This is a genomic window from Sphingopyxis sp. sgz302558 (assembly GCF_057220455.1).
Window position 1 is genome coordinate 47,301 of sequence record NZ_JBXPUZ010000005.1, and the last position, 19,537, is coordinate 66,837.

Sequence of the window (19,537 nt, forward strand, 5' to 3'; positions counted from 1 at the left end):
GTCCGGAGTCGCTAAGGGGCACACTCACATGAAAACTCGCATCGCGCGCCGGCTGATGCTCGGCACCTCTGTTGTCATTTTGCTTCCTACCGCTGCCATGGCGCAGGACACGTCGGCTGCCGAGCCGCAGGATGAAGACGTCCAGTCCGCCCGTGAAATCGTGGTCACTGGCTCGATCGGCTATCGCTACCGTGAGGATGACGCCGCCGAACCTATCCTTGTCTATGACACTGACTATTTCCAGCGTTTCGAGCCCCTGACCGCCGGGGACGCACTGAAGCGTGTGCCGTCGGTGACGTTTCTGGCTGACGTCATCGAAAGCGATGGCGCACGGCTGCGCGGCCTGCCGCCCGGCTATACCCAAATCCTCATCAACGGCGAAAAGGTGCCTGGCGCTAACGCGGACCGCAGCTTTTTTCTGGACCGCATCCCGGCTGAATTGATCGAGCGCGTCGAAATCGTTCGCTCTTCTTCAGCTCGCCGCACTGGTGACGCCGTGGCCGGCACGCTCAACATCAAGCTGCGCGATGGCTATCAGATCGACGGCGGTTATCTGCGCGCCGGCGGCCTCTATTTCGATGACAAGGAAGTCGAACCCAGCCTCGGCGGTGTGTTCGGAGCCCAAGTTGGTCCCGGCCGTCTGCTTGTGGGCCTCAACTTCCAGGGCCGCCACAACCCCAAGAAGAAATTCTCTCTGCGTTATGGCGATTCGCCCGAAAACAACCCCAACTTCGCAACCGACGACTTCGACAATCGCGAAGACCAAAGCGACGTGCGCGACGGCAAGGATTATTCGGCGAACTTCAGCTATGAGATCCGCGGCGCCGCGACCGACCTGACGCTCAGCGCCTTTTACGTCCACACCGACCGCACCGAAACCGAGCGCAGCTTCGAATATGACGATCCGACCGCGATCAATGGTTCGGTGCGCAATCCGATCGATCCTGGCAACCTGCTGACCGACAACGCCAACGTGAACCGCATCAAGCAGGACAGCTATAGCATCCTCGGCAAGCTGTCGCACGAATGGTCGCTGGGCAAAACCTCGATCAAAGCTGCCTTCGCGAGCTTCGACGATGAGCAGAATGAGACCGAGTATGAGATTGATTTCGACCGGACAACACCGCGCTTCACCGGCGATGTTATTCGTGCGGACCTGACCGATACCGAGCTCAGCGCAGGCATCGATCATGAATTCCCGGTCGGCGACGATATCAAATTCGTCGTGGGGGGGTTCTATCAAGACAAGGACCGCGACACCTTCATCGGCGAGGACCGCAACCGTTTCAACCTCACGACTTCGGTCCATAACTGGAACCAGTTCGTTGGCGATCCGACCGATTTCGCAACGACCCCCGATCCACTGGTCGCCAATCCCGGCAGCGACAACCGCATCGAGGAAGAGCGCATCGACGGCTTCGCGCTGATCGAAGGCGAAACCGGCGCGCTGCGCTGGGAAATTGGCGTGCGCTATGAAACAACCAGCGTCACGATTGATGACTTCACGGTCGCCGCGGCGGACCAGCGCCAGACCAATGATTATGAGGAATGGCTGCCGTCGGCGTCACTGAAGCTCAACGTTGGCAACAATGGCCGCATCACGGCCTCGGTCGCGCGCACGTTGCGCCGCCCCGAGCTTAACTTCATCTCGCCTGCCGTGCTCGAGGCAGAACTGGGCGACAACGACCTGCTTGGCAACCCCCAGCTGGAACCCGAAACCGCATGGGGCGGCGACATCGGCTATGAACACCGCATTGGTTCGGGCATTGTTGGTGTCAATGTCTTTTACCGCGACGTCAGCAACCTGATCGAGCTCACCAATACCTTAGTCGAAGGCTCCGAAGGCCCCGGCACCTTTGTGCTCCAGCCACAGAATGTCGGCGACGGCAAAGTCTATGGCATCGAATTCGACGTTTCTACTGACCTTGGCTTCATCGGCCTGCCCGACACCGGCATCTTTGGCAATTTCAGCTATCTCGACAGCGAGATCACCGACGGGTTCGGCGACCGCCGCTTCAACGGCCAGTCGAAATATGTCTACAACGTGGGTTTCATCCAGGATGTGAAGAGCTGGGACGCGGCATTCGGTGCGACCTACCGCAAGCAGGGCCGGGCGTTCGACCGCATCGTGGGCGAGGAAATCTTCACCAGCTATGGCGCTGACCTTGAAATCTTTGTCGAGAAGCGGATTGGCGACAATTTCACCATTCGCGCGGTGGGCTCGAACCTGCTCGACGGAGCGAAGGACGAAGTGTTCAACAAGTTCACGACCATCGGCGACCAGACCACACGCGATTTCGACGAATATGAACTGGAATCGGAAACCGCCGGTCCGGTGTTCCAGATTGTCGCGCGGTTCGCCTTCTGATGCATCCCTTCCGCCGCTTCGCCAAAGTCAGGCTTTGGCGAAGCGGATAGGCAGGCGTTTGAGCCCGCCGACAAACACCGATTCCACGCGCGCTGGTTCGCCCGCTAGTTCGATGGAGGACAGGCGCGGCAGCAATTCTTCCATCAGGATCCGCATCTCCATCCGCGCCAGGTGCTGACCCAGGCAGACATGTGCCCCATGCCCAAAACTGATCTGCGGATTGGGGTTGCGGTAGGGATTAAAGGCAAAAGGATCGGTGAACACCGCTTCGTCGCGGTTCGCCGACACATAATTGAGCATCAGCCAATCGCCCGCGCGAATGGTTTGACCGCCAATCTCCGCATCCTCGCGCGCGCTGCGCATAAAATGCTGCACTGGCACCGACCAGCGTATTGCTTCCTCGATCAGTCCGGCCTTGTCGGCCTCGGCGGCGCGCACCTGTCCGAACAGGGCGGGCGACTTTGCGAGCTCCATCATGGCTCCAGCGGTCGAGGCGCTGGTGGTATCATGCCCCGCTGTGGCAATGATCATATAATAGCCCGACAGCTCGCGGTCGGGAATTTGCGCGCCGTTCACCTCGGCATTGGCCAACACCGTGGCAATATCATCGCGCGGATTGGCGCGGCGGTCGGCGGTCAGCGCGCCGAAATAGCTCTCAAAATCGGCGATGACATAGTTCAGCATCGCAATCGCCTGCTCGGCCGAGGTAATGGCCTCGCGGCTGCGGTTCAGCTCAGGGTCGGTTGGCCCGAACAATTGCTGCGTCAGCATCAGCATGCGCGGCTCATCCTCGCGCGGGACGCCCAAAATATTCATGATCACGCGCAGCGGATATTCCGCCGCAACGTCGCGGGCAAAATCGCATGTCCCGTCGAACGACAGCATGTGCTCCACGGTTTCGCGCGCGATTTCGCGGATGCGCGCTTCGACGTCGCGCAGGTTCTTGGGCATAAACCAGCTCTGCGTCAGCAGCCGGTATTTCATATGGTCGGGCGCATCCATCTGCACCAGCGAGCGGATCAGGTGCCCGTCGTTTCCGGGTGTCGCCGCGCGCGCCAGTGCCTCGCCCGCGCGGTCGGTCAGCACTGTCGGGCGCTCGCCGCTGGCAAAGCGCGCCGGATCGCGGCTTACCGCCATCACATCGGCGTGGCGCGTGACCAGCCAGAATGGGTCATGGTCGGGGTTTTCCGCCACGGCCAAAGGCGCATGCTGACGTGCCCACGTTAGCTTGGCGTGCAAATCGTCCCAATCGCCATAGGCGGCAGGATTAATCACGGCGTGCGCAATCTCGGCGGGCAGCACCTGCTGAGCCATATGTTCCTCCCCCAATCGGCGCCTTTATTTGAACAGGCTACCCAACAATCCACGCAGTAACTGGCCACCCGCCCGCCCGGCGATTTGGCGGCCGATGCTAGTGGCGGCAGAACGTGCCGCCGATTTGGCCATTTGTTCGGCGAGGCCCGGCTTTTCTGCTTCGCGCCGTGCGGCCGCCTCCGCCCGCAGCCGTTCCTTTTCTTCAGCCGCTTTGCGTTTGGCTTCTTCCTTGGCGGCGATAGCGGCCTGCTTGTCGGCCTCGGCCTGCGCTTTCGCCTCCGCGGCGGCGGCCACGGCTTGCTCGCGCTTGGCCGCTATCAACTCTTCTGCACTTTCGCGATCCACGGCCTCGTCATACTTGCCCGCCAGCGGCGAGATCGACTGGATGATCGCGCGTTCCTTGGCCTCGAGCGGCGCCACGCGCGAGCCCGGCGCGCGGATCAAGGTGCGCTCGACCGGCGACGGCGCACCATCGGCCATCAGCACCGACACCAGCGCCTCACCGACGCGCAGTTCGGTGATTTCGCGCGCGACATCAACCTTGGGGTTGGGGCGGAACGTGTCGGCGGCGGCCTTCACCGCTTTCTGGTCGCGCGGGGTGAAGGCGCGCAGCGCGTGCTGCACCCGGTTCCCCAACTGCCCCGCGACGGCCTCGGGAATATCGATCGGGTTTTGCGTGACGAAATAAACGCCGACACCCTTCGACCGGATCAGGCGGACCACCTGTTCAATCTTGTCCTGCAGCGCCGCCGGCGCATCGTCGAACAACAAATGCGCCTCGTCAAAGAAGAAAACGAGCTTGGGTTTGTCGGGATCGCCGACCTCAGGCAACGTCTCGAACATTTCAGCGAGCAGCCAGAGGAGGAAGGTCGCATAGAGTTTCGGGCTAGCCATCAATTTGTCGGCGGCGAGGATGTTGATGTAACCGCGCCCTTTTTCGTCGAGCCGGATCATGTCCATGATGTCGAGCGCGGGTTCGCCGAAGAAATGGTCGCCGCCCTGACTTTCGAGGGTCAGCAATTGGCGCTGGATCGTGCCGACGGTCGCCTTTGATACATTGCCATATTTCGTGGTGAGATCATCGGCATTCTCGGCGCACCAGCTGAGCATCGCCTGCAAATCGCCCATGTCGAGCAGCAGCATTCCCTGTTCGTCAGCAACGCGGAAGGCAATGGCCAGCACACCTTCCTGCACCTCGTTAAGACCCATCAGCCGCGCGAGCAGCAGCGGGCCCATTTCGGAAATGGTGGTGCGGATGGGGTGGCCCTGCTGCCCGAACAAATCCCAGAAAATTACAGGATTATCGGCATAGGCCCAATCGCTCTGGCCGATTTCGGCGGCGCGTTTGGCGAATATCTCGTGAAGTTTGCCCAGCGGACTGCCCGCCATAGCGAGGCCCGACAGATCGCCCTTCACGTCGGCAACAAACACCGGGACGCCGACGGCGGAGAAGCTTTCGGCAAGGCCCTGCAGCGTCACCGTCTTGCCCGTGCCAGTCGCGCCCGCGATCAGCCCGTGGCGGTTGGCACGTTTGAGCACAAGCGCCTGGCGCGGCCCATCCGCTGCGCCGCCGCCGCCAAGGCCGATGTAAAGTTCAGTCACGTCGCTCACGCCATTCTCTCCCCGCCAGCCTCACCGCCATCCCTATCGGGCGGGGGGAGGAAATCAAGCAAGGGCAGTCCGTTTAGAGCCCATCCTCCCCATTGAGCGGATGGGAAGAGGGACCATCGCGCAGCGATGGTGGAGGGGTGAATTGAACCGGCCAGATTACCCCTTCACGACCCTTTGGGTGGGCCCCCTCCCCATTCTGCGGATGGGGAGGAAAGGCCCGGAAAACTGCGCAACTTCACTCGCGATTGCGCCTAACTCCAACAGGCGCTCAACCCATGATGAAAGCATTGAGCTTGTTGCCGTCGGGGTCGCGGAAATAGGCCGCGTAAAAACCGCCGTCGCCGCGCGGGCCGGGCCCGCCCTCGTCGGTGCCGCCGTGCGCGAGGGCAATGTCATAGAGGCGTTGGATCTGGTCCTTGTCCTTCGCCTCCAGCGCAACCATCACACCGTTGCCGACGCTCGCGGCATTGCCGTCAAAGGGCTTGGTGATGCCGATCCCCGCGCCGCCGCCGGGCACACCCCAGGCGATGAAGCCGTCAAATTCCATCATCCGCCCGACGCCCAACTCGGCGCACAGCGCGTCGTAAAAGGTCGCGGCACGCGCAAGGTCGTTGGTTCCAAGGGTGACATAGCCGATCATGATATTGCTCCTGCTTGCGATTCGGGAATAGAACATAGGAAGAACATCATGCCGACACAAGCATCGATTCGGCCTTGGGTCCGGTGCGCTTCAGCCCCAATATCGGGCGGAGCCAATTGACGCGGCGCGCCGCTTCATAGGTGAGGGCGCAACCGATGATGGTGGTGGGCAATATGATGGCAAATTCGGCGAGTGGGCCCAAGGCCAAGCCCTTCAGCCCATAGCCGAGAAGGACGATGATCGTCTGGTGGACGATATAATATGGGAAAATCGCTTCGGTCAGATAGCGCCGCGCCGGGCCATCATGGTTGAGATATTGCCGCGCCATGCCGAGCAAACCCAGTATTGCCGTCCAAGCGAGAAGCGACCGGCTCGCCGCCGCGGCCAGCCGTACTGCTTCGCCATCGCCGCCTGCCGCGTGGAGGTAGAGGTTGAGGCCACAGCCGATCAGCGCGGCAGCAAGCGCGAGCGGCCAGTTGCGCGCGATGGCGCCCCAGGCCAAGTTCGCGCGCGCCAAGCCGACCCCAAAGAAAAAGGCGAAGCCGTAAACGGCGTGGGCATAAGGATCGTCGGTAAGTGCATGTGTTTCGCCAAATTCGGGATAGAGCAGCACGCGCGACAGAAAAAACCAAAGGATTGGCAGGGCAAACAGCCGCCACCCGGCAAAGAGGCGGTCAAAGCCCGCCTGGATCCGGGCGCGCATGGTTAGCGGCAACGACGCCGCCACCGCCAGCACGATCGAATAAACCCAGAGATAAGCGACGAACCACAGATGGTTCCACGTCGGCAAGACGAGGCCCCGGCTCGCGCCAAACTCAAAATAGTCGTTCAGCCAGAAATGAACGAAGCTTGCGCTATAGCGTCCCTGATCGCTGAGTTCTGCCCACGGCTGGGGGGCAACAAAAATGGCCATGCCAGCGGCCAAGGGTATCAACAACCTCGACGAGCGGCTTGCCGAAAAGGCGCCCGGACGCGCAAGTTTTGCCAACAACGCGCGCGACACCACGCCTGAAATCAGGAACAGCAGCGACAGCCGCCACGGGTTCACCGCCATCATCGGCCATTGCAGCCAAGCGAGCGGATCAGACGTTTTAACGTGCCAGCCCCACGGCACGAAGAACATGCCGACATGGTAAAGGATCAATAGGGCAAAGGCCCCGATCCGCAGCCAGTCGAGGCCATATTGGCGGCTGGTGGTAATGTTGGTCGCTTGCATGTTGCCGATCCTTTGCCATTACTGATGGGGCCAGAAATGATCGAGGTCGCGTCCGCTGTCGCCGATCGAGTGACAGACGGCGGCACGGCTGGGGCGGGGGAAAAGGCGACAGTGATGAGCGGTGGCCCATCGGGTGCGAGTGGTGTGGGACAAGGTGGATGGCGGCATCCGACATGGCTGACTGCTGCCACGCTGGCCGGATTCGGCACTGTGCAGATGATTGTCAATGCCACCAGTTTGATCGATGACCGACGGGACTTGGGCCAACCCGTCGTCCCATGGCAACTGTGGGTATGGGAAGCGACCAGCCTGACCGCCTGGTTGGCGCTGCTGCCGCTAATCCTGTGGCTGACCCGGCGGATTGCGTGCCAGGCCTCCAGCGCGATCGCCCGCGCGGCATTGCATCTGGCCGCGACCATATTGGTGTCGGCAACGCACAGCGCGGCTATGTGGGGTCTGCGCACGCTGGCCTATTACATGGTCGGCGCACAATATCGCGTTCCCGGCGCGCTGGGCGCAGAGCTTATCTATGAATATCGCAAGGATGTCGTCACCTATGCCATGGTGGTGCTGGCCTATTTGCTGTTCGAACGAATGGTCAGGCAGCCAACGGTTGTCGAAGTCGTCCCGGCAGCGGCCAAGCGGGTCGAGGTACGCGACGGCAATCGCGCTTTCTGGTTAAATGCCGACGAGATTGAGTGGGTCGCCGCAGCCGGAAATTATGTAGAATTGCACGGCGCATTCGGCACGCACATTGCGCGGCGAACGCTCGCCGACATATTCGCCGAACTTGGCGCCCACGGCTTTGAGCAGATCCACCGCTCGCGGCTGGTTCAGCGCGCGATGATCGCCAAAATCGAAACGCGGCAAAGCGGCGATTTCGACATTACGCTGTGCAGCGGAACCGTAATCGGGGGCAGTAGGCGCTATCGGGGCAATCTGTAGCCGCTGGCGACAAGGGTGCAGCCCCTGATAGTGCTGCACCCATGCCCTGACGCTGGTCCTATTTCTGCAACCGCACCGGCAGGAAGGTCGACGGGCCGCCGCGGCGCAGCACTTCAAGTAGCAGCGCTTCGCGATTGGCGGCCTTCGCATCGCTGATCGCCTTGGCCAGCGCCTCGATCGTGGTCACCGGCGTGCGGTTGGCGGTCAGGATGATGTCGCACCGCCGCACCCCGCGCCGCGCGATATCGCTGGTGCCGGACACCGCGCCGACCACCAAGCCCTTGGTGCTGGTATCGACACCGCAGGCCCGCGCAATTTCCGGCGTCAGCGGCTGAACGGCGACGCCCAGCGCATTTTGCACTGACTGGTTGGCGCCAGCGCTTGGGTTGGCAGGCATTTCTTCCTGCGCCTCAGGGTCGAAATCGCCGCCCTGCGCCAATTGTTCTTCGGGCGGACGCGTGCCGACAATGGCGTTGAGGGTGATTGTCTTGCCATCGCGGATCACTTCCAGCGGGATGCGCGTGCCCGGTTTGGTATTGGCAACGATGAACGACAGCGTCTGGTCGGGGCGTATTTCGCGGCCATTGACTTTGGTCACCACGTCACCACGGCGCAGCCCCGCCTTGTCGCCGCCTTCGCCCGGCTCGACGCGCTGGACGAATTCACCGCGGTCTTTGGCAATGCCCAGTGCCGCAGCCAGATCTTCATCGACTGGCGCGATGCCGATGCCCAGATAGCCGCGCTCGGGCCGCGCGCCGCTGCGCAGCGCCTCGATGACCGGAATGGCGGCGTCGGCGGGAATGGCGAAATTGACGCCGATATTCGCGCCGACCGGCGAGATGAGCATGTTGTTGATGCCGACGACATTGCCGTTCAAATCAAACAACGGCCCGCCCGAATTGCCGCGATTGATGGCCGTGTCGGTCTGGATATAGCGGTCATAGGCGCCGCCCTGGCCGATGTTGCGCTGCACCGCCGAAATAATGCCGGCCGTCACCGTCGAGCCAAGGCCGAGCGGATTGCCGATCGCCACCACCCAATCGCCCACGCGCGGGGCCGCCCCTTCGGCAAAACGCACGAAAGGCAGGTTATTGGCTTCGATCTTCAGCAACGCGAGATCGGACGCGGCATCGCGGCCCACGATGCGCGCAGTGAATTCGCGCCGGTCGGTCATGATAACCGTCACGGTATCGACCGCTTCGCCGCGCGGTCCGCCCGACACCACGTGATTGTTGGTGACGATATAGCCATCAGCCGAAATCAGAAAACCGCTGCCACCGCCCTGCTGCTGCTGGGTGACGGGCTCGCGCGTTCCGGCGAGCGGGTTGATGCGTTCGCCCAGCGTCACTTCCTGCCGGGTCGAGATGTTGACCACGGCGGGCTGGAGCTGTTCAACCAGATCAGCAAAGCTGGCCGGCGCGCCCGAGCGCGGAACGACGCGTTCCATCTGCGATTTTTCATTCTGCGCAACCTGCGCGCCCAGCGGAGCCGTGGTCACGGCAATCGCCGTGCCGCCAAGCAGCAATGCGGTGGTGATTCCATACACGTAGCGCACGTTCATCTTCCTCTCTGATGCCAGAAATGCTGGCGAAATACCGTCGCTAGGTGCGAAGCCGCGCCTTAACGCCAATTGAATGACCCCGTCGCCGGTCCGCCCCTGTCGTCCGTTCGTCGAACGACCCAGAGCGCCCGTCAGTTGCCCTGGAAACGGCGCAGATATTCATTGTCGGGCGACAAAATCATATTGGTAGCCCCCTGACTGTCCTTGCCGCGGAAGGTTTGGCGATAGCTTTGCATCGCCCGATAGAAATTATAAAATTCCGGGTCTTTTCCAAAACTGGCGGCATAGATGCGCGCGGCCTCGCCATCGGCGTTGCCGCGAATGACCTGTGCCTCACGCTCGCCGCCAGCACGGATGGTGATCGCCTCCTGCTGGCGCGCAGTGCGCATCCGTTCGTAAGCAGCCTCGAGCGTCGGGCCATCGGGCAGATCGGCGCGCTTGATGCGCACATCAATCACTTCGGCCCCATATTTATTGGCCTCGCGGTTCAGCGCGGTCTGGATATTGTCCATCACCGCACCGCGCTCGGCCGACAGCAGCGTCGCAAAGGTGCGCTTGCCGAGCTCGTTGCGTAGCGATGAACCCAATATGGTCTTGAGCTGTTCCGTCAGCCGCTCTTCGGTCCGGATGGCGGTGTACATGCGCACCGGATTGGTGATGCGATACCGCGCAAACGCATCGACCTGCAGCCGTTGCTGGTCGGTCGACAACACCTGCTGCCGTTCCATGTTCACGCCCAAAATCTTCTTGTCGATGAACACCACCGATTCGGCGAATGGCATGCGCAGCAGCGGACCGGCGCCCGAACGGCCAAAATCCTCCTTGGGATCATAGACATTTTTCTGGCCGGTAATGACGCCGAAGCGCAGCACCAACGCCTGCTTGTCCTCAGGCACAATCGCCAATGTCGAGGTGAGTAGCACCAACGCCGCAATCACGACGAACAAAAGGCGCAGCGGCCGTTGCATCAGACTGTCGAGCATCACTGGCCCTCCTTCGGGGCCGGCGCGGGCACCGCGCGGCGTTGCAATTCAGGAAGCGGCAAATAGGTGTTCACGCCGCGCGGCTCGACAATCGTCTTGTCAACGTCGGCGAGCACATATTCCATCGTTTCAAAATATAGCCGGTCGCGGGTCACGCCCGGTGCCAGCTTATATTGCGCATAAATCTGGTCGAATTGCGCGGTTTCGCCGCGCGCGCGCTCCAGCACCTGCTGTTCATAGGCACGCGCCAGGTTGATCGCCGCCTCGCGCTGCTGCTGCGCGGCGGTTACTTCCTTGAAGGCCTCATCAACGGCTTGCGGCGGATCGGCCTGCCGGATCGCGATGCCCTGAATACGCACCCCGGCGCGATATTCGTCGAGCAATTCCTGCATGCGCGCCTGAACCTGGGTTTCAATCTCGACACGCCCCGGACCGATGGCCTGCACCAGGTTGAAGTTGGCAACCGTCGCGCGCATCGCGCTTTCGGCAACTTCACGGATCGTGCCTTCGGGATCGGCGAGCTGGAAGATAAACAGTTCGGGGTCACGGATCGACCAGCGCACCGCATAGGCAATATCGACAATGCTCTGGTCGCGCGTCAGCACGAAATTCTCGTCCGCCGCGTTGGGCGAGCCAATGTCCATCGTCCGGATCTGTTGCACATCCTCCATCTGGATGCGCTCGATCGGAGCGGGCAAGGTCAGGCTGATTCCTGGGGCGACAGTGCGGGAATAGCTACCCAGCCGCGTCACCACGCCCTCCTTTTCAGGCGGAACGATGTGGAAAGACGAAAAAAGCACCCACAGCACGAGAAAGGCGACGACACCCCAGCTCCACAGCTTGGCCGAAGGCAGCGGCGGCAAGCTGCCGCCGAAACCGCCGCCTGACCCCCCGCCGGAGCCGCGACCGCGCTTCAGCAGCTCGTCGAGCGCGGAAGGGCCACGCGGCTTGCGGTCGCTGGATCCACGACCTTCGATGGGGGTCAGCCAAGGATTGCGCGGGCCATCGCCCTTGCCATCCTTGCCACCCTTGTCGTCCTTATCACCGCCCGAACTGCCCCAAGGGCTGTTCGCCATCGCGCTGATACCGTTCAAAAACCTGCGCCATCCGCCAATCGGCTGCGATGGTTGCCCTGCGTCAATCTGCTTTGCCATACCCCATTTATAGGGGCAGCTTTGCCGAAAAACAGGGGGGCGAAAAATTATGCACTGGCAAAGCGCCCGCATCGCCCTATTTGCCGGGGTATGAGCAACGAAATTGCCCCGGAAATGGACGTTTTGGCCGCGCGTGCGGCCGAGATTTCGGACGGACGCGCAGCAGGACTGCGGCTGTTGCAACCGGGCGGGCCGCTCGCGCTGGTACTGGACGTAACCGGGTTGGATACCGAAGCGGCGACGGCGCTTGAGGGGACCGTTCGTGCCGCACTGCTGGCCGAACCGGGCGTCGCAGAGGTGCGCATCGCCATGACACGTGCCAGACAGGCGATGACCATCATCGCCGTGGGCAGCGGCAAGGGCGGCGTTGGCAAATCGACGCTGTCGGCCAATATCGCCATCGCGTTGGCGCGGCAGGGGCGCAAAGTGGGGCTGGTCGATGCCGATATTTATGGTCCGTCGCAGCCGCGCCTGCTGGGCATAGAGGGCATCAAGCCCGAGGCGCGCGGGTCCAAACTGGCGCCGGTGCCGAACCGCTTTAACGTCCCCCTGCTCTCAACCGGCCAGATTGCCGCACCGGGCCAAGCCATCGCCTGGCGCGGGCCCATGGCCGGGCGCGCGCTGGAACAACTGATCGATGCTAGCTGGGGCGACACCGAACTGCTGGTCATCGACCTGCCGCCCGGCACCGGCGACGTCCAGCTTTCGATGCTGCAAAAGCACAAACCTGCTGGCGCAATTATCGTCTCGACGCCGCAGGATCTGGCGCTGATGGACGCAACGCGCGCCATCGGCCTGTTCGAGCAGATGGATGTGCCGATCATCGGCATGGTCGAGAATATGGCGGGCTATCTTTGTCCGCACTGCGGCGAATTTTCCGACCCCTTTGGCAGCGGCGGGGCCGAGGCGGCGGCCGGCGTCATGGGGCTCGACTTTCTGGGCCGGGTTCCGCTCGACATCGGCATTCGCACCGCCAGCGATGGCGGCGAACCTCCAGCGGCGACGGGCGGCACGTTGGCGCAGCCGTTCCTGAACATTGCCCAGCGCATCGGCGTATGGCTCGATGCACGCAAAGGAAGCGACTGATATGCCCATCAACGACGAAGGCGAAATCCGCGCGCTGCTCGCCCAGCCGCGCCGCATTGCGGTGGTGGGCGCATCGCCCAATCCGGCGCGCGATTCGAACGGCGTACTCGGGTTTCTAGTGGCGCAAGGCCATGATGTCATCGCGGTCAACCCCGGCCATGCGGGCGGCACCATCCATGGTGCACCCGTGGTCGCAAGCCTGTCCGAAATCCGCCCGCCCGCCGAAATTGTCGACGTGTTCCGCAACAGCGAAGCGGCAGGCGAGGCGGTTGACGACGCCATCGCGCACGGCGCCAAGGCGGTATGGTTGCAACTGGGCGTCATTAACCCGGCCGCAGCCGCGCGCGCCGAGGCTGCCGGGCTGGTCGTGGTGATGGACCGCTGCCCCAAAATTGAAATCCCGCGGCTGGGCTTGCTGCGCTAAGCTGCGCAAAAGCCTTTGCCTGACTGGCGCACCGCCCCTATCAGCGGCGGCGCATGAACCGGTTTCGCGACAATTTTCCCGCACAGCGGCGGCGTCTGCCGCACATCAGCCGCCGCTCATTGCTGGTTGGCACTGGCGCTGCGGGGGGATTGGCGCTGGCATGGGCGCTGTGGCCGCGCACTTACCCCGTCAATGTCGCTGCCGCACCCGACGAAAGCGTTTTCAACGCTTTCCTGAAAATCGCCAGTGACGGGCGGGTCGTGATGATCGTGCCCCAATGCGAAATGGGCCAGGGCGTGACCACCTTGCTGCCCCAGATTATGGCCGACGAACTGGGAGCGGACTGGCGCACCATTGCGGTTGAACCAGCCCCGATCAGCCCGAACTATGCCAATATCTGGCTCGTTGACCGCGACAGCGAAACCGTCACACCACGCGCCGGCCTGCCCGAGGCCGTTGCTGATGTGCGTGCCTGGACGCGGCGCGAATTTGCGACCCGCGATGCGATGATGCTGACCGGTGGTTCCTCTTCGGTGCAGATGTTCGAAGGGCCTTGCCGCGCCGCGGCAGCGCAGGCGCGCGCGATGCTGATGATGGCGGCTGCCGCGCGCTGGGATGCGGACTGGGAAGCCTGTGACACCGAGGGCGGCTTTGTCACGCTCGGGCAGCAGCGGCTGCGGTTTGGCGAACTGGCAAGCGAGGCTGCCGCCATGACGCCGCCGGCCGAACCACAATATCGCGCCGGCGCCGCCGACCCGCTATACGGGCAGGAACTGACCCGTCTCGACGCCCCCGCCAAAGTCGATGGCAGCATGAATTATGCAGGCGACATCCGCCTGCCCGGTATGGTTTATGCTGCGATCCGGCAGGGACCGGTTGGCGACACGAGGCTGAAATCCATCAACAAAGCGGCCGGACTGAAAAGTCCCGACGTGCTCCATTATGTGCAAACCGAACGCTGGCTGGCCGTGGTGGGGCGCAATTGGTGGGCGGCAAACCGCGCGCTCGACCGCTTTGCTCCAGTGTTTGAGACGGCGGGCAAACCGGTATCAACCCAGGGTATCGACACGGCGCTCGACAATGCGCTGAAAAGCGACGGCTGGCGGGTGGCCAAACGCGGCGACGTCGGCACTGCCTTTGCCGGGCGGCCGGTGCTGGGCAGCAGTTTTCGGGTCGCCCCGGCGTTGCATGCCCCTATCGAGACCCGCAGCGCCACCGCCGCGCCTGATGGCAACCGACTGCGCGTCTGGGCCGCAACGCAGGCCCCGGCGCAATGTCGCGCCGCCATCGCCGCCGCGACCGGACGCGACGCGGCCAATATTACCCTGTTCCCCATGCCTGCGGGGGGCAGTTTCGGCGTCGCCTTTGACCACAGCGCCGCCGTGCAGGCCGCAGTCATCGCCCAAACGATCAATAAGCCGGTGCAATTGTCCTGGTCGCGCGCCGAGGAAATTATTCGCGACCTGCCGCGCCCGCCTGCCGCAGCCCATCTGGCGGCCAGTCTGAACAGTGCGGGCGGCATCGATGCGCTTGCGGTCAAGATTGCGGCCCCGTCCGCCACCCACGAGCTGCGCGCCCGGCTGGTCGACAATGCGCGTCCGTATGCGGCACAACGTGCGGCAGCCGGGCGCAGCGATGCCGGGGCAGTTGACGGCGCCATGCCGCCCTATGCCATCCCGCACGTCAGCGTTGATCATTACCCCGCCGACATCGGCCTGCCGGTCGGCCAATGGCGTGGCAACGCCGACAGCTATACCTGTTTTTTCATCGAAAGCTTTGTCGACGAGCTGGCCAAGCGTGCCGACACCGATCCGCTATCCTATCGCATGGGCATGTTATCGGGCGCGCCCGAAGTCGCCCGCTGCCTCATCAGCGTCACTACCATCGGCGGGTGGGAGGGCGGCGTCGCCGAAGCAGCGCAGGGGCTGGCGTGCCACAGCATGCGCGGCAGCCATATCGCCCTGATGGCCACAGCGACTTTTGGACCAAACGGGCTACGTGTGACCCAGCTGGTTGCGGCAGCGGACTGTGGGCGCATCGTCAATCCCGCCATTGCGCGCCAGCAAATCGAAGGCGGCCTGATTTTCGGTCTTGCGGCGGCCGTCGGGGCGACGACGGACTATGCCGGGGGGCTGGCCGAAGCGCGCAAGCTGGGCCAACTCGGCCTGCCGCGCCTGTCGCATTGCCCCGAAATCACCGTCGAGCTGATCGACAGCGACCGCGAGCCGGGTGGCATCGGCGAGCTCGCCGTGCCCGTAGTCGCGCCAGCCATTGCCAACGCCCTGGCTGCAGCGACGGGCCGCCGCATCCGCCGCCTGCCGCTGTCGCAGGAGGGACGCGCATGACCGGCAAACCCGCCGCCCACCCACCCGTCATCACCCCGCGCATTGGCGTGCTGCTGGTCAATCTGGGCACTCCCGATGCGCCGACCGTGCCCGCCGTGCGGCGCTATCTGAAACAATTTCTGTCGGACCGGCGCGTGGTCGAAATCTCGCCCATCCTGTGGCAGCCGATCCTGCGCGGTATCATCCTGAATACCCGTCCGCAGAAATCGGCGCAGGCCTATGCCGAGGTGTGGAGCGAGGACGGCTCGCCGCTCGCTGCCATTACGAAGCGGCAAACGGCAGCGCTGCAGGCGCGGCTGGGCGACGCAGCTATCGTCCGTTATGCCATGCGTTATGGCGAGCCTGCCATTGCGGCAACACTGGACGCCATGATTGCCGCCGGATGCCAGCGCATATTGATCGCCCCGCTTTATCCCCAATATTGCGGTGCGACCACCGCAACCGTGACTGATGCCGTGGGCGACCATCTGGCAACGCTGCGCTGGCAACCGACATTGCGCAGCCTTCCCCCCTACCACGATCATCCCGCCTATATTGCCGCACTGAAAGCTTCGGTCGAGGCGGGGCTGGCCGCGCTCGATTTTGTCCCCGACGTGCTGCTCGCCAGTTTTCACGGCATGCCCGAGCGCACCTTGCTGCTGGGCGATCCCTATCACTGCCAGTGCGTAAAAACCGCGCGGTTGCTGGCCGAGGCGATGGGACGCGAGATTGCTGTGTCGTTCCAGTCGCGCTTCGGCAATGCCAAATGGCTGGAACCGGCGACCGATGCCACGCTCGAACGGCTGGCGCGTGAGGGCGTCAAGCGCATTGCCATTTTCGCACCGGGGTTCAGCGCCGATTGCCTCGAAACATTGGAAGAGCTGGCCCTGCAGGGACGCGATACCTTCGTCGAGCATGGCGGTCAGGATTTCGCCTACCTCCCCTGCCTCAATGACAGTGCGCCCGGAATGGACATGCTGGAGGCGCTCGTGCGGTCAGAACTTTCGGGTTGGCTAACCTGACGTCAACCTTCTGCGCTTAGGCACCGGTCTCCTCAGCTTTTTCATGGCCGGAACCTATGTTTGACATCTTAGCGCAATTGAATCCGGCGGCTTGGACCGCAATCATCATCTTGGTCGCCCTTGGCTTTTTGGGGGCCGTGGTCATCAAGCTCGTCATGAGCGGCAAGGCCAAAAGCCCCAAGGACCTGGTTCAGGTCGCACGCGACCGTGCTGCTGCCGCGAAAGCCACCAAAGAAGCTCACAAAATGGCCGAAGCAGCCATCGCCGAACCGGTGACATCAAGCCGTCTGTCGCGCATCGGTGCCCGGTCGGACGAAGGCGATGATTTTGGCGAGGTTGTCGCCACAGAAGTGGAAGCCGAAGTAGAAACCGACGTTGAAGCTGTTCCTACTCCCGAAGCTGCGGACCCGACGCCGGAAACATTTGCGCACGATGCCGGAACACACGCCGTCGAAGTTACCGCGTTCGAACCGGAGTCAGTTGACGCGATGCTGGCCGACCATGATGTTGAAACTGTCGACTTGGCGGCCGATAGCACCGAAGCCAGCGTCGCCCCCCCGGAAACCACCCCGTTGCCGCCACGCCCGGTAGCGCTGGATCTGGCCGAACCGGCCAACCATCCCCAGAATTGGGACGCACTGGTTGCCGTCGTTGACGCGCTGGAAGTGGCAATGCAGGGGCCGTGGCCCGAAGACCGGTTGCTGCCCGTGCCGCGTTTCGAAGACAGCGCCGCCGACCCCGAGGCCGCCGCGCGCGCCGCATCGCAGCGGCAATCGGCGATCCAGCTGGCGCGCACTATCAACGGCGCAGCGCGCGAGCAGGCACAGGAAATCATCGCCGTGGTGCGCGAATTTGCCCATCAGGGCCCCTTCTCTGCGCAGGATTGCGCTGCTGTCATGGCGGGCTTGGGCGCGATTGAGTGGATGGCGTTGATCGAGCGCGGCAATGTGGTGGAAAAGCGGACGCTCCCGCTGACCTGCCATGATCCCGAAGCTCCGCTGTGGGTGCATCAAGCCGTCGCCGCGATTTACGCAGAAGCGGCGCGGCGCGCAGCGTGATTTCGATGCAAAGAGCCCGTTCGGCATAAATTGCATAAGCGACGCGCAGTTGACGCCCCCGTCAACTTGCGAGCATCCTGCCCGCCCGATAGGCAAGCAAAAAGCCTAAAACGGGAGAGCAGAATATGGCACGTATAGCAATCGTCACCGGCGGCAGCCGGGGGATCGGAGAGGCCATCAGTCTCGCGCTGCGCGATATGGGGATCACGGTCGTTGCCAACTATGCCGGCAACGATGCCAAGGCGGCAGAATTCACCGCCGCAACCGGTATCAAAACCTATAAATGGGATGTGGGCGACCATGCCGCGTGCCTGGAAGGTTGCGCACGCGTTGCGGCCGAAGTGGGTCCTGTTGATATTGTCGTCAACAACGCGGGTATCACGCGCGACGGCACATTGGCCAAGATGAGCTATGACGACTGGAATGATGTGATGCGCATCAACCTCGGCGGCTGTTTCAACATGGCCAAAGCCTGCTTCCCCGGCATGGTCGAGCGCGGCTGGGGACGCATCGTCAATATCGGATCGATCAATGGCCAGGCCGGTCAATATGGCCAGGTCAACTACGCCGCCGCGAAATCGGGCATTCACGGCTTTACGAAGGCGCTGGCACAGGAAGGCGCGAAAAAGGGCGTGACGGTGAATGCCATTGCGCCGGGTTATATCGACACCGACATGGTCGCCGCCGTGCCGCCACAAGTGCTGGAAAAAATCGTCGCCAAAATTCCAGTGGGGCGGCTGGGCCAAGCAAGCGAAATTGCACGCGGCGTGGCGTTCCTGGTCAGCGAGGAAGGCGGCTTTGTGACCGGATCGACGCTGAGCATCAACGGCGGCCAACACATGTATTGATGGTGGCAGGCACGTCAGGCAAGCGGTCGCGCAGCGAACGCCGCCTCAGGTGCCGGTGCCGAAGGCAGCCACCGGCTCGGCCAGCGGGGCGGCGGTCCGCAAGGCCGCCGAACCCGTCTGACGTCACGGCGGCGGCTTTGCCGTCGCCGCTGCTGCCTGGTGCGCCATGTTCAATCGAGCATGACGCCCGACACTTTCCACCGTTCATTTTCCTTCTCGAGCGTCAGGGTCAGCGTCGTTTCGGGTTTATTGGCGTAGCGTGATTTGAATTTGATCAGCTGATATCCCGACGGCGGTGCAGGGACAAAATCCTCGCTGACCAGTTCGTGGGCGATGTTGGCGCCGAGCGGCGTTTGTATCGATGCCGCCACCTCGGCCCAGCGACCAGCCGTATTGAGCGACTGAAAAGTGCGGCTGGTGGCATCCCAGCTACGCTGCCAATCGGCGGCATCGACCAGCGCGAGCCACGCCCGCGCGGCACGCACGGCATCGGTTTCGGCGGCGGGGCTGGTTGTCGTCGTCGCCGCGGATCTGGGTTCGTCCACCGCACCTGACAGCGCGGAAAGGGCGATGAGGGCAAGACTTAAGGTCATGAAAATGGCTCCTGCAATCCAGCCCACAGGATGGCGCACGGGGCGTCGTTGGGCTGGTGGAGCTGCTTGTGGCGCTGTGTCGGAGCCCGGCGCATCCCCAAAAGACTTGGGGGCAAGAAATTCGGGGGACGTCCCTTCCAATTCGCGCAGCTTGCGCGCCGCTTCCCGGCTGCTCGACACCGCCATCTTGCGCCGCGCCTCGCGCAGCCGTTCGTTGACGGTATGGACCGAAAGCCCCAGCTGCCGTGCCATCGATTTGGCGTCATAGCCGTTGACGAGCAAGCGCAGCGCCTGCTTTTCCTTTTCCGTCAAACTGGAGACGGCTGATGACATATTTTCGTCCATTTCTGCGTCCGGCGTCCCGTTTGGTTTAAGCTGCTGCCATGATGG

16 protein-coding genes are annotated in these 19,537 nt (G+C 62.9%); 8 read left to right on the forward strand and 8 right to left on the reverse strand.

Annotated features, from left to right (window positions below; translation table 11 throughout):
- Nucleotides 1–28 precede the first annotated feature (28 nt).
- Entirely contained in the window at nucleotides 29–2,368 is a 2,340-nt protein-coding gene (locus AC2TC0_RS14635) for a TonB-dependent receptor plug domain-containing protein (protein WP_484718225.1), read from the forward strand.
- A 27-nt stretch (nucleotides 2,369–2,395) separates the two neighbouring features.
- On the opposite strand, the gene AC2TC0_RS14640 is transcribed toward AC2TC0_RS14635, so the two are convergent.
- The 4 genes from AC2TC0_RS14640 to AC2TC0_RS14655 form a co-directional block, all read right to left on the reverse strand.
- On the reverse strand, nucleotides 2,396–3,682 hold the full coding sequence (locus tag AC2TC0_RS14640) for a cytochrome P450 (RefSeq protein WP_484718226.1): 1,287 nt from the start codon (nucleotides 3,680–3,682) through the stop codon (nucleotides 2,396–2,398).
- Between the two features lie 24 nt (nucleotides 3,683–3,706).
- Complete coding sequence (locus tag AC2TC0_RS14645) at nucleotides 3,707–5,293, reverse strand: helicase HerA-like domain-containing protein (protein WP_484718227.1); 1,587 nt, start codon at nucleotides 5,291–5,293, stop codon at nucleotides 3,707–3,709.
- Between the two features lie 268 nt (nucleotides 5,294–5,561).
- On the reverse strand, nucleotides 5,562–5,933 hold the full coding sequence (locus AC2TC0_RS14650; RefSeq protein ID WP_484718228.1) for a VOC family protein: 372 nt from the start codon (nucleotides 5,931–5,933) through the stop codon (nucleotides 5,562–5,564).
- A 46-nt stretch (nucleotides 5,934–5,979) separates the two neighbouring features.
- Nucleotides 5,980–7,149, reverse strand: coding sequence for an acyltransferase family protein (locus AC2TC0_RS14655; RefSeq protein WP_484718229.1), 1,170 nt, complete (start codon nucleotides 7,147–7,149; stop codon nucleotides 5,980–5,982).
- 24 nt (nucleotides 7,150–7,173) lie between these two features.
- Here AC2TC0_RS14655 and AC2TC0_RS14660 point away from each other — a divergent pair, with 24 nt between their 5' ends.
- The gene (locus AC2TC0_RS14660) at nucleotides 7,174–8,094 is read left to right on the forward strand and encodes a LytTR family DNA-binding domain-containing protein (RefSeq protein ID WP_484718230.1); all 921 of its coding nucleotides are present in this window, start codon (nucleotides 7,174–7,176) and stop codon (nucleotides 8,092–8,094) included.
- Nucleotides 8,095–8,152: 58 nt separating this feature from the next.
- Here the strand turns inward: AC2TC0_RS14660 and AC2TC0_RS14665 are convergent, their stop codons facing one another.
- The 3 genes from AC2TC0_RS14665 to hflK all read right to left on the reverse strand — a co-directional run bounded on the left by AC2TC0_RS14665 (nucleotide 8,153) and on the right by hflK (nucleotide 11,792).
- Nucleotides 8,153–9,649: a trypsin-like peptidase domain-containing protein gene (locus AC2TC0_RS14665; protein ID WP_484718231.1), complete on the reverse strand. Its 1,497-nt coding sequence runs from the start codon at nucleotides 9,647–9,649 to the stop codon at nucleotides 8,153–8,155.
- A gap of 137 nt (nucleotides 9,650–9,786) precedes the next feature.
- Complete coding sequence (gene hflC, locus AC2TC0_RS14670; RefSeq protein WP_484718232.1) at nucleotides 9,787–10,638, reverse strand: protease modulator HflC; 852 nt, start codon at nucleotides 10,636–10,638, stop codon at nucleotides 9,787–9,789.
- Nucleotides 10,638–11,792 carry a protease modulator HflK gene (gene hflK, locus AC2TC0_RS14675; RefSeq protein ID WP_484718233.1) on the reverse strand — a complete coding sequence of 385 codons (1,155 nt, stop codon included), beginning with the start codon at nucleotides 11,790–11,792 and terminating at the stop codon, nucleotides 10,638–10,640. The genes hflC and hflK overlap by 1 nt, the downstream gene beginning before the upstream one ends.
- Nucleotides 11,793–11,882: 90 nt before the next feature.
- Between hflK and AC2TC0_RS14680 the strand changes: the two genes are divergently transcribed.
- From AC2TC0_RS14680 to phbB, 6 genes are all read left to right on the forward strand, one after another.
- Nucleotides 11,883–12,878, forward strand: a complete 996-nt coding sequence (locus AC2TC0_RS14680; protein ID WP_484718234.1) for an Mrp/NBP35 family ATP-binding protein — start codon at nucleotides 11,883–11,885, stop codon at nucleotides 12,876–12,878.
- Nucleotide 12,879: 1 nt separating this feature from the next.
- Nucleotides 12,880–13,302 (forward strand): CoA-binding protein, encoded by a 423-nt coding sequence (locus AC2TC0_RS14685; RefSeq protein WP_484718235.1) that lies wholly within the window; start codon nucleotides 12,880–12,882, stop codon nucleotides 13,300–13,302.
- 53 nt (nucleotides 13,303–13,355) lie between these two features.
- Entirely contained in the window at nucleotides 13,356–15,647 is a 2,292-nt protein-coding gene (locus AC2TC0_RS14690) for a molybdopterin cofactor-binding domain-containing protein (protein WP_484718236.1), read from the forward strand.
- Nucleotides 15,644–16,648, forward strand: coding sequence for a ferrochelatase (gene hemH / locus AC2TC0_RS14695; protein ID WP_484718237.1), 1,005 nt, complete (start codon nucleotides 15,644–15,646; stop codon nucleotides 16,646–16,648). Before AC2TC0_RS14690 ends, hemH begins: the two co-directional genes overlap by 4 nt.
- A gap of 56 nt (nucleotides 16,649–16,704) precedes the next feature.
- A complete protein-coding gene (locus AC2TC0_RS14700; RefSeq protein ID WP_484718238.1) occupies nucleotides 16,705–17,706 on the forward strand; it encodes a hypothetical protein in 1,002 nt (333 codons plus the stop codon).
- Nucleotides 17,707–17,831: 125 nt separating this feature from the next.
- Complete coding sequence (gene phbB / locus AC2TC0_RS14705; RefSeq protein ID WP_484718239.1) at nucleotides 17,832–18,554, forward strand: acetoacetyl-CoA reductase; 723 nt, start codon at nucleotides 17,832–17,834, stop codon at nucleotides 18,552–18,554.
- A 170-nt stretch (nucleotides 18,555–18,724) separates the two neighbouring features.
- Here phbB and AC2TC0_RS14710 read toward each other — a convergent pair whose 3' ends face one another.
- Nucleotides 18,725–19,480 carry a helix-turn-helix domain-containing protein gene (locus AC2TC0_RS14710; protein WP_484718240.1) on the reverse strand — a complete coding sequence of 252 codons (756 nt, stop codon included), beginning with the start codon at nucleotides 19,478–19,480 and terminating at the stop codon, nucleotides 18,725–18,727.
- Nucleotides 19,481–19,537: the final 57 nt, after the last annotated feature.